General features: G+C 38.0%; 9 protein-coding genes. 6 read left to right on the top strand and 3 right to left on the bottom strand.

Translation table 11 applies throughout. The features are described 5' to 3' along the window. Nucleotides 1-259: 259 nt before the first annotated feature. From FD46_RS04540 to FD46_RS04515, 6 genes are all read left to right on the top strand, one after another. Nucleotides 260-895 carry a DNA-3-methyladenine glycosylase gene (locus FD46_RS04540; RefSeq protein ID WP_057895994.1) on the top strand — a complete coding sequence of 212 codons (636 nt, stop codon included), beginning with the start codon at nt 260-262 and terminating at the stop codon, nt 893-895. Between the two features lie 109 nt (nt 896-1004). Then, nucleotides 1005-1763 carry a M57 family metalloprotease gene (locus FD46_RS04535; RefSeq protein WP_083479372.1) on the top strand — a complete coding sequence of 253 codons (759 nt, stop codon included), beginning with the start codon at nt 1005-1007 and terminating at the stop codon, nt 1761-1763. 82 nt (nt 1764-1845) lie between these two features. Continuing rightward, complete coding sequence (locus FD46_RS04530; RefSeq protein WP_057895992.1) at nt 1846-3162, top strand: PTS transporter subunit EIIC; 1317 nt, start codon at nt 1846-1848, stop codon at nt 3160-3162. Continuing rightward, nucleotides 3152-4006, top strand: coding sequence for an alpha/beta hydrolase (locus FD46_RS04525; protein WP_057895991.1), 855 nt, complete (start codon nt 3152-3154; stop codon nt 4004-4006). The genes FD46_RS04530 and FD46_RS04525 overlap by 11 nt, the downstream gene beginning before the upstream one ends. A 196-nt stretch (nt 4007-4202) precedes the next feature. Continuing rightward, entirely contained in the window at nt 4203-4631 is a 429-nt protein-coding gene (locus tag FD46_RS04520) for a CopY/TcrY family copper transport repressor (RefSeq protein WP_057895990.1), read from the top strand. Between the two features lie 13 nt (nt 4632-4644). Continuing rightward, nucleotides 4645-6891, top strand: coding sequence for a heavy metal translocating P-type ATPase (locus FD46_RS04515; protein ID WP_420805342.1), 2247 nt, complete (start codon nt 4645-4647; stop codon nt 6889-6891). A gap of 373 nt (nt 6892-7264) precedes the next feature. On the opposite strand, the gene FD46_RS04510 is transcribed toward FD46_RS04515, so the two are convergent. The 3 genes from FD46_RS04510 to FD46_RS10675 form a co-directional block, all read right to left on the bottom strand. After that, a complete protein-coding gene (locus FD46_RS04510; protein ID WP_057895989.1) occupies nt 7265-8290 on the bottom strand; it encodes a polysaccharide pyruvyl transferase family protein in 1026 nt (341 codons plus the stop codon). Between the two features lie 19 nt (nt 8291-8309). Then, on the bottom strand, nt 8310-9683 hold the full coding sequence (locus FD46_RS04505) for a sugar porter family MFS transporter (RefSeq protein ID WP_057895988.1): 1374 nt from the start codon (nt 9681-9683) through the stop codon (nt 8310-8312). Nucleotides 9684-9842: 159 nt separating this feature from the next. Then, on the bottom strand, nt 9843-9977 hold the full coding sequence (locus FD46_RS10675; protein WP_268872846.1) for a hypothetical protein: 135 nt from the start codon (nt 9975-9977) through the stop codon (nt 9843-9845). Nucleotides 9978-10158: the final 181 nt, after the last annotated feature.

Here is a 10158-nt window from a genome sequence, read left to right as displayed (position 1 = left end):
ACCTTCGATTATAGCGTTTGCTATAATCCCTTACACTTTGTAGTATACAGTATTTTTAATTTTTTGCAAGCGCTTACTATGATTTGCAGAAGCTTTATTACAAAACTATGAAAACAAAGTTTCTAGAGTTGATACTATGTTTTCTTAGCTTAGTACGGAGGAAGACTTCCGTTTATTATCCGCTTTTGAAACTGCTTGATTAAGTTGTTAAAATTAAAATATATTTAGTGTGTTTATAAAAAAGGAAGTGTATCATGTCATGACCCCAAGAGCTTTTTTCAATGGTCGTTCTACCGCTGCGATTGCACGTGACCTTTTGGGACGAAAGATGAGCTATAAGAGTAAAAGAGGAATCGTAAGCGGATATATCGTTGAAACTGAAGCATATTTAGGAGAAAGGGATTCAACGGCACATGCATTCAATGGCCGCAGATCGGCATTTAATGAGGCTCTTTACGGGCCTCCAGGAACTATTTATATCTACTCTTTACGTGGGAAATACATGTTTAATTTTGCTGCGCAGGAAAGAGACAACCCCCAAGGTATTCTGATCCGAGCAATTGAACCGTACGAAGGCAAAGAGCTGATGGCAGCAAACCGATCAAAAAACGGATTTGAACTTACTAATGGACCGGCCAAATTTATGGAGGCATGGGGGATTCAAGATAAAAAACTTAACTTAACGCCTGTAAACAAAGGAGCATTAACGCTAGAGCTTGAAAGCCGTCGGGTGCCTAAAAAAATTATTTCTGCTCCTAGGATAGGTGTCAGCAAAAGAGGAACAGCAACTTATGCGCCGCTTCGTTTCTATGTAGCTGGCAACCCTTTTGTGTCTAATACCAAGAAAGGAAAGATAGAATTACCTGATTATGGCTGGTCTAATAAAGTAGGTTAAAAGCTGCATTTTTTTGAATTTCTTATTCTTAATCTTTTTTTTACTTTCTGTAGGTTAAAATCATGTACAATTTAATAGCAGACCGTCCGTAAAAGATAGAGGAGAAAAAATGAAATTATTTAGATTTATAAGACTTCTATTGTTAGGAGCTGTTCTTTGCATTCTTGTTAAAGAACCTGAATTCGTAGTGTGGGGCAAAGATTGGGCCTCTGCTGCAATGAAACAGACGGCGACTTTAGTTCAAGATTCTGTACAGAGCCTTAAGCAACAGTCTTTTTATCCTAGGAACGTAACTTCAAAACCAGATTCAACTACAAGTTCAGATACAGCAAACTGGGATGATTCAACGCAAAGCAGTTCTTCGTCAGCACAAACGGATACATCGACAGCAGCTAAAAGTACCGCAAGAACTGCACAAAGCGTGTGGGACAAAAAAACGGCCACCGTTTATTTTGATCTTCCCGCTAATATTTCTTCCCAGTATCGAACTGCTTGGCAGCAGGCTGTCAATAACTGGAATAGTTATAAAGTTTTCAAATTAGTAGTGAGCAATAACAAACAAAATGCCGATATTGTGCTGACAGTTGAAAATCAAAGCAATACCTCGATGGCAGGGGTCACTGAAACCAGAACACTTTTTAACAATGTAAATAATGAACATTTTTTGATTCATGCAGTTTCTAAGCTGAATATTTATTATCTTGATAATTATTCACTGCAGCGTAAAATCAATACAGCTGAACATGAGCTAGGTCATGCTCTTGGGTTAGCACATGATACTGCTGAAGCTTCCGTAATGCAGCCTCAAGGTTCAGAATACGGGATTCAGAAAGTAGATGTTCAGCACCTTAAAGAATTGTATCCTTAGAGTATGAGTCTGAGTTAATTTTTAAGATGATGCTGTGCTAAAATAAAGAATAAATTGTTACAAACTTTAAGGAATGATTGCAATGACGGGAAGATTAACAAATTTTTTAGTTAAATTCAACAGCTTTGCAAAGCATCAAGTTTATTTCCAAATTATTCACGAAACACTGACTTTGTTATTTCCCTTTGTGCTTGTGGGAACATACGTTGATTTTTTAAATCAAGCTGTTTTTCAAAAAAACGGTTTCTTAAATAATATCTATCACGTCAAAAATTGGTTACCGGGGTTTAAATTACTAGCAAACTATCTTAGCCTGCTTGACTTGAGTATTAACGGGGTAGTGGCAATTGCTGTGGTATTCTTAGCGGCTAACCTTGCTACTCGAAAAAACGCGTATTATAATATAGCAGCCAGTCTAACAGCAGTATTTGCTTTTATGATAATGAATTTTAATGGCAGCTTTTTAGCATATACGGGACGGCAACAGGTTAATAAATTTTTAGAAAATAATCTCAGTTACAATGGCTGCTTTCTAGCATTGGTAGTCGGCCTAACAACAGGTTGGATTTTTAATCGTCTGGGAGCCCGTTCGAAAAAAAAAGATCCGCATCTGATGCTAAGGACATCTGCGTGGATCCGTTATAATATTTTACCGATCGCTATTACTTTGATGTTATTTGGAATGTTCAGTTACGCTGCCAGTTTTTTTGGCAGAACAGGAGCTAACGGGCTTGTTTCCGGTTTATATGAACTTTCATTCAGCAACTATGAATGGATACTCTTAACGGCAGTGTGTGCAGCTTTCTTGAGCAACGGTTTCTGGTTTTTGGGAATTACTGGTTCATTTAATTTTAGCGGTATTAACGCAGGAAGCACTATTCAAAACCTTGAATATGCCATTCAGCATGGTTCTCCTTGGGGAGCTCCTAACCCGATTACAATCCACACCCTTTTTGACAGCTTTGCGAATATCGGTGGCCCCGGAATGGCACTATCGTTGTTAATTACGATCCTTTTATATTCGCGTAACCAAAATTTTCAGTTAGTTGCTAAAACTAGTCTGTTTCCAAGTATTTTTAATGTGAGTCAATCGCTTTTAATAGGATTGCCAGTTCTTTATAATCCTCTTTTGGCTATTCCTTTTTTGCTTACTCCGGTTGCAAGTATCCTGATTACTTGGTGCGCTTTAAAACTCAACTTTATGCCGCCAACAGTTTATCCTGTCAGTAGCAGCACACCAGGTCTTTTAATCGGCTGGCTTGGTACAGGAGGGACATGGCAGGCTCTGTTGATCAGTATTATCAATGTCGTAGCAGGGATCGCTATTTATCTGCCTTTTATCATATTGGATAACCGGATAAAAAGCTCGCGAAGAGGAGAAATTGAGAATGAAAAATAGGTGGTTATACTGGATACTTGCCATTTTTCTATTGCTTGCTGTTTGTCTTCCTGCGTACAAGTGGAACCGTAGTAACATCACGCGCTTAAGAAATGCTGGAAAAACAGAAATGGCACCTGTTATTATGGTTCCTGGATCAAGTGCTACTCAGAATCGCTTTGATAGTTTGATTGCGGAATTAGGGCAAGAAGCCCCCCAGCATCATAGTGTACTGAAGGTGGTCGTTAAAACAAACGGAAAAGTAACTACAAGCGGTGTAATCAACCGCAATGATAATCAACCGTTTATTGTAATTAGTTTTCAGAATAATAAAGATGGCAAAACAAATATTGATAAACAGGCTGTTTGGCTGAATACAGCCGTTAAACAACTCATCAGTATATATCATTTTAATCATTTTTCCGCTTTAGGCCATTCTAATGGCGGGCTTATTCTGGCACTTTTTTTTGAACGATATCTCAAACAGACTCCGGCATTGCGGGTAGATCGTTTTATGACAATTGCGACTCCTTATAATGAGACGTCAACAAGTACAGTTTATAAAACATCGATGTTTAAGGAATTATACAATTACCGTGAAGGTCTGCCTGAATCGCTGGTGATGTATTCAATAGCCGGCACTGAAAATTATACTAGCGATGGTACTGTTCCTTATAATAGCGTTAATTATGCAAAGTATATTTTTCAAAGTGAAATTAGGAGCTTTACTGAGATCACTGTGACAGGGGCTAATACTGCACATTCAGATTTACCGCAAAATAAACAGATTGTATCATTGATCGGACAGTATATTCTTAGAGAAAATTTTCCCAAACTAAATGATCAAAGCCAAAGAAGGCACTAAATATGTTATTGTTTACAAATGTAGATTTAAATAATATAATGTTTTTGTAAGGTAAAGGTTTATTAGCATAGTAGGAATAAGGGATTAACAACCGCTTATTTGAAACTTTCCGCTTAGCGTACCCATGTTGGCGGAAAATAAGCGGTTTTGTTTAACAATTAAAATCTACGTTTGTAGACGAAAGGGAGGGCTTAGTATGGGAAGCAGCGAAGTAGGGGCAATTTCAGGCTCTGAGTGGGAAATTATGCGTGTTATTTGGACGTTGAATAATGTAACCAGCAGACAGTTAAGCGAAATCATGGGGCAAAAATGCGACTGGTCAACTTCGACTGTTAAGACATTGTTAAGCCGACTAGTAAAAAAAAGAATGCTTGCAACGAAACAAGAAGGACGGCAGTTTATTTATCACCCATTAGTTACGGAAATAGCAGCAATGAGTCAAACTTCGCTTGCACTTTTTCAAAGGATGTGCGCAATGAAAGTGGGCAAGGCAATTTTAGCAGACCTAAAAGAACTGACTTTAAGTAAAAGTGACATCGATAGTTTAAGTAATCTGCTGCAGGAAAAGAGAAAGACTGCACCTGATGAGGTTCCGTGCAACTGTTTACCGCACAAACATTGCTAAAAGGAGGAAAATGATGACAAAGAATGAGGATAAGAAAGAACAAAAAATGATGTGTCATGAACATGGCACTCATAAGCAGTACAAACAAAAAGAATGTAGCCAAGAGATAGGAAAAGTGCATGATCACCAGTGCCAAATGCATTCAAACCATGAACAATTGACTGAAGAAAATAAGAATAAAAGATACAACCAGATGGATCATCAGCAAATGGAGCACGCCTCAATGGATCACGGACAAATGAATCATGACCATAGCCAGATGATGGGGCATGATGAAATGATGCATGGCGGACATATGATGCATATGGGGAATCTAAAACAAAAGTTTTGGATTTCATTGCTGCTGATGATTCCAGTGATTGTAATGTCGCCGATGATGGGTGTAAAATTACCATTTCAATTTACATTTTCTGGTTCCGAATGGGTGGTTGCGCTTTTGGGAAGCGTACTGTTCTTTTATGGAGGCAAACCATTCTTTAGCGGAGCAAAGGGAGAATTGACAGAACGCAAACCAGCAATGATGACTTTAATAACCCTTGGGATCTCGGTTGCCTATATTTATAGTATTTATGCGGTGATTGCAAATAATGTATTTTCAGTGATGCCGCATGTAATGGATTTCTTCTGGGAATTAGCAACCTTGATTGTAATTATGCTTCTGGGTCATTGGATCGAAATGAATGCGGTTATGAATGCTGGTTCTGCAGTTGACAAGTTGGCAAAATTACTTCCTAGTAAAGCACACTTAGTTAAAGCGGACGGCAGTACCGAAGATGTTGCTTTAGCAAAATTGAAAATTAAGCAAGAACTCCAAGTCCGTGCTGGCGAACAAGTGCCTGCTGATGGAATAGTTGTTAGCGGTCAAAGCAGTTTGAATGAATCCTTGGTAACTGGAGAAGCAAAGAATGTTGCAAAGAAGCACGGTGATCAAGTGATCGGTGGTACGATAAATGGAAACGGGACTTTTAATTTAAAAGTTACCGGCACAGGAGATACTGGATACCTTGCCAAGGTTGTTAAGTTAGTACAGGATGCACAGAAAAATAAGTCACAAACCGAAACTATGGCTGATAAAGTTGCAAGTTATCTTTTCTATGCCGCATTGATTATCGGAATTACTTCTTTTGCTGCTTGGCTTTTTCTTGATAATCTGGCGTTTGCACTTTCAACTGCGGTAACTGTATTTATTATTGCTTGTCCGCACGCCCTTGGATTAGCAATTCCTTTAGTCGCAGCACGCAGTACTTCTATTTCTGCTGCTAATGGGCTTTTAATTAGAAATCGCAGTGCTTTGGAACAGGTGAAACGGTTACGTTATGTGTTAATGGATAAAACAGGCACACTTACTGAAGGAGATTTTAAAGTTAATGCAGTTAAAACACTGAGCACTGATTATGATGATCATAAAATATTGCAGTTGTTTGCCAGTCTGGAAAGCCAGTCAACTCATCCCTTAGCAACCGGCATACTCAAAGCTGCTGCTGCAGAAGGGATCACTTATGAAAAAGCAGTGGATACACACCAGCAAACGGGAGTTGGTTTAAGCGGAAAAATAGCCGGGAAAAGCTATGCAATTGTTTCTTTAGGATATGTTGAAAAACAGCACTTGAAGTTTCCGCGTGAAGAAACAGAAAAATTAGCTGCAACAGGCAATACTATCAGCTTTTTACTTCAAAAACAGCAGGTAATTGGTCTAGCAGCACAAGGGGATCGGATTAAACCGCAAGCTAAGCAAATGATTCAAAGCCTTTTAGAGCAGGGGCTGACCCCAGTTATGCTGACTGGCGATAACCAGGCAACCGCACAAAAAGTAGCAGCCCAGTTAGGGATCACTGATTTTAAAGCACAGTTGCTGCCGGAAGATAAAGAAGAACAAGTTCAGCATTATCAAAAAAAAGGTAAAGTTATGTTTGTAGGTGATGGGATAAATGATGCTCCCAGCTTAGCACGTGCAGATATCGGTGTAGCTATCGGTTCGGGAACGGATGTTGCTGTTGAATCTGCTGATATTATTTTAGTTGAATCAAACCCGAACGATATTGTTAAGCTGTTGTCGATTGCTAAATTAACGATACGTAAAATGGTTCAGAACCTGTGGTGGGCAAGCGGTTATAATATCATAGCACTTCCTCTGGCGGCAGGTATTTTAGCACCTGCTGGAATTGTACTAGATCCAATGATAGGAGCAATTGTTATGTCGTTGAGTACCATTGTAGTGGCTTTAAACGCAATGACTTTAAGAGAAGAGAATCTTAACTAGACGTAAATAATAATTTACATGCAGAGAATAGTGTTTTTTCCGTAGGAGAATTTTACTATAGTAAATATTTTTGCTGCCATTACGATTCATTTACCATGGTATTTTAATTATGATGTTAAAGTTACTCTACTATGTCCTTTAATAATTTTGCCTATCACAGCTTTTACAGCCATAACCGATGAAATGTGTTAAGCAAGTTCGCAATGTGATAGTAGTAAATAGAGGGACTGAGGCAAAAGTTAATTTTTGCCTCAGTCCCTCTATTTTAATCTTCAATACGCGCATTAGCGTGTTGCATGCAATCTCAAAGCCTAATGACTATTGGCACATCTCCTTATTTTTTATACTTAAAAAGTGTTAGTTGCAAATAGTATTACTTTTTATTTTGGTAGTAGTTTTTAATGATGTCATGCAATTGCTTGAAATCAGGTTTAACATCATAATCGTGTCTTGAAGAATTCATCAAGAATTTGAGCTGTCTGTTAATTCGGCCTAAGTCTTCTTCATCTGTGTAACTTACCCAATCGATACTTTCTATCCAGTCGAAATATGCATGTTTACCCTTACCATAACTATTTCCCATAAGCAGGCATGGTGTTCCAGTTAAGACTGAAAAGACCATTGCATGCCAGCGGTCAGTAATGATTACTTCCTGGTGTGAAAACAGCTCTAATTCACGTTCATATAATTTTCCTCGCGTTACAGGAGTAATGGCGTCAACATCATCTAAGACCGTATCGGTGAATTCTATTGGGCGCCCATTATCCAAAGACTTTTTTAATCCTTGAACGACAGAATCTTTTACTACTTTTTCTCCATCATGTCTGAATACAAACAGTGCTCCAGATCTTTTAACGTTTTTCTTCAAGGGATCCATGTACAACACCATGTCTGGTGTAAAGATAACTGTGTTGTTAAAGGTTGTCTGCATTCTGTGATAGCTTTGTGCATCACGTGCTACTAAAACTAAATTTTTATTTTTACTATAAGCTGCTTGGCTCAATTTTTGTTCTTTGCGACCATCTTCATTGTCTTCAAAGTGGATAGATTGTGGAAATGAAATGGTGAGGTTATCAGTGAAAGTGGAAAATACTTTTCTGCGTGCAACTTCGTGGTTAGAATATAGATTTCCCATGTTTCCGCCACCGGTAAAGGCTACAATATCACACCTATTGATTGCTTTTTTTACCACTGGGATAGCTTTGTCATCATCATCTTCCAACACTTCAATATATTGATATTCCGGGAATTCATTTTCAATGTACTTACGTGCTGCCAGTGAAATTGCCTGATCGCCCATATTAGTGTAGCCTGGGACTCCAAACATAAAGAACTTAGGACGCTTGTTATCTGGCAACTCGTGTGTCACTGCATTTGTTTTAATATAAAAGTTAGCCATATTATAATCTCCTCCTAATTTATATATCCAACGAATTTTTCTGGTAAGCAGACCGCAGTTTCTTTTGGTTAATAACAAACATTGCTAAAAAGAAGCTGATACCGTTCGTTAAGGCAAAAATGAAAAAGACAGCTGCTGTACCAAGTGTGGAAATCAATACCGGATATATTAAGCTGATTATGAAATTTGTTATCCAAGTAGTGGCCGTAGCGATTGACATAAAACGTGCTTTGACTGTTCCTGGAAACATTTCCGCCAGTATAAGCCATGTTACCGGGCTGACAATACCTTGATGATTTGCTAAAAATAAGACCAATGAAATAAGAACTAAACTATTTGTCATAGTTTGTGATAAAAAGGTCACATGCATGATGGCTCCTAATAAAACTAAAAAGACTACATTTCCGACCAAGCCGATTCGTAACATCAACCGGTGATCAAAACGCTCGATCAGACGTGTGCCGAAGATACTGGCAACTACGGATGCAGCCCCAATCAAAATATTAGCGTATAACGATCCGCTTTGTCCCATACCCACTTTTTCCAAAAGGATAGTTCCGTAATACATAACGGTATTGACACCAGAAATCTGCTGAATGAGAGCAATGATAATTCCTGAAACCAATAAGTATACAAGACTGGCATGGCTGAGTATACTACGCCAAGTAAAAGTTTTAACTTTTTGTGAATGTGGGTTTTTGCCTTTAACCAACTTGGTAAAATCAATATTTTGAAAACCAAGCAGTTGGAATACATGCCTAGCTCTTTTAAATCTTCGCTGCTGCAACAGCCAATGCGGACTTCCAATAATATTGAAAGAATTAATCCACAATATAATCGCTGGGATACATGCTAAAGCGATCATTACCCGCCAAATTGGACCCCAGTCACCCCAGATGCTGCCTAGCAATGCGTTAAAGCAAAATGCAACAAGCTGGCCCAAAACAATAAAAATTGCATTTTTATTTACATTATTCGCTCGTACTTGAGTTGGCGATATTTCAGCTAAAAACATTGGTGATAAACTTGATGCTGCTCCTACTGCCAAGCCCAATATAAAGCGAAAGATTGCCATAGAAGCAAAGTCGATGGATAATGCGCAACAGATAGTAGCAATTGTAAAGATGATTGCTATCCAGCGTAAAGTGACTTTTCTGCCAAAGCGATCAGCTAATTTGCCGCAAAATAGCGCTCCAATACAGGCTCCTATTACAAGAGAACTAGAAACTATCCCTTGTAGTGCAGGCGATAAATTAAGTTGGTCGGGTTTACTCATGAATGCTAACGCACCATTAATAACGCCCGTATCATAACCAAATAAAAAACCGCCCAGAGAAATAACATAAACACAATATTTCAAAAAGCTACTTTGTTCTTCAAGTTCAGGTTCCATATCTTCTCTTCCTCTGTTGCTTGATTGGCTGTTTAAATAAAATGCCAATAAGCTGATATATAAAATAAAAATATTTATGTACTGCAAAGTTTTAAAGCAGCAGCATAAATTGCTCAATGTTACTTTTGGTTAAAAATTTGATAACGTATGCACAAAATATTAACGGTAAATTTGGTCCTGCAACTTATCCCCTAATTTATCAATACCTTTAGCAGCAAAGATAGTACTTCCAACCAATATACCGCTGATGATCAAGATTGACGCAATTATAAATTTAAAAACCGATTTTAACATTCTTTAACCTCCCTTATGGTTTCGCTGAATGACTAAAGAACAATGAAAGATAGCTGTTGAGGCAACAGAGCTGATTAAAATATTGAACTATTGTCATTTGAGTTAAGTTAGGTTTCTAAAGTTCCTTAGTCAATCATTTTTTGGCCGAAATTTGCCATAATTTCAGTAAATAAAAAGTAAT

The organism is Liquorilactobacillus oeni DSM 19972 (assembly GCF_001436275.1).
In the GTDB taxonomy this organism is placed as follows: Bacteria; Bacillota; Bacilli; order Lactobacillales; family Lactobacillaceae; genus Liquorilactobacillus; species Liquorilactobacillus oeni.
This window is presented reverse-complemented; position numbering and strand designations above follow the sequence as displayed.

Bases quoted from the DNA above. Each gene is read 5' to 3' on its own strand.
- FD46_RS04535 (WP_083479372.1), top strand. From the start codon at position 1,005: ATGAAATTATTTAGATTTATAAGACTTCTATTGTTAGGAGCTGTTCTT.
- FD46_RS04530 (WP_057895992.1), top strand. From the start codon at position 1,846: ATGACGGGAAGATTAACAAATTTTTTAGTTAAATTCAACAGCTTTGCA.
- FD46_RS04510 (WP_057895989.1), bottom strand. From the start codon at position 8,290: ATGGCTAACTTTTATATTAAAACAAATGCAGTGACACACGAGTTGCCA.
- FD46_RS04515 (WP_420805342.1), top strand. From the start codon at position 4,645: ATGACAAAGAATGAGGATAAGAAAGAACAAAAAATGATGTGTCATGAA.
- FD46_RS10675 (WP_268872846.1), bottom strand. From the start codon at position 9,977: ATGTTAAAATCGGTTTTTAAATTTATAATTGCGTCAATCTTGATCATC.
- FD46_RS04520 (WP_057895990.1), top strand. From the start codon at position 4,203: ATGGGAAGCAGCGAAGTAGGGGCAATTTCAGGCTCTGAGTGGGAAATT.
- FD46_RS04540 (WP_057895994.1), top strand. From the start codon at position 260: ATGACCCCAAGAGCTTTTTTCAATGGTCGTTCTACCGCTGCGATTGCA.
- FD46_RS04525 (WP_057895991.1), top strand. From the start codon at position 3,152: ATGAAAAATAGGTGGTTATACTGGATACTTGCCATTTTTCTATTGCTT.
- FD46_RS04505 (WP_057895988.1), bottom strand. From the start codon at position 9,683: ATGGAACCTGAACTTGAAGAACAAAGTAGCTTTTTGAAATATTGTGTT.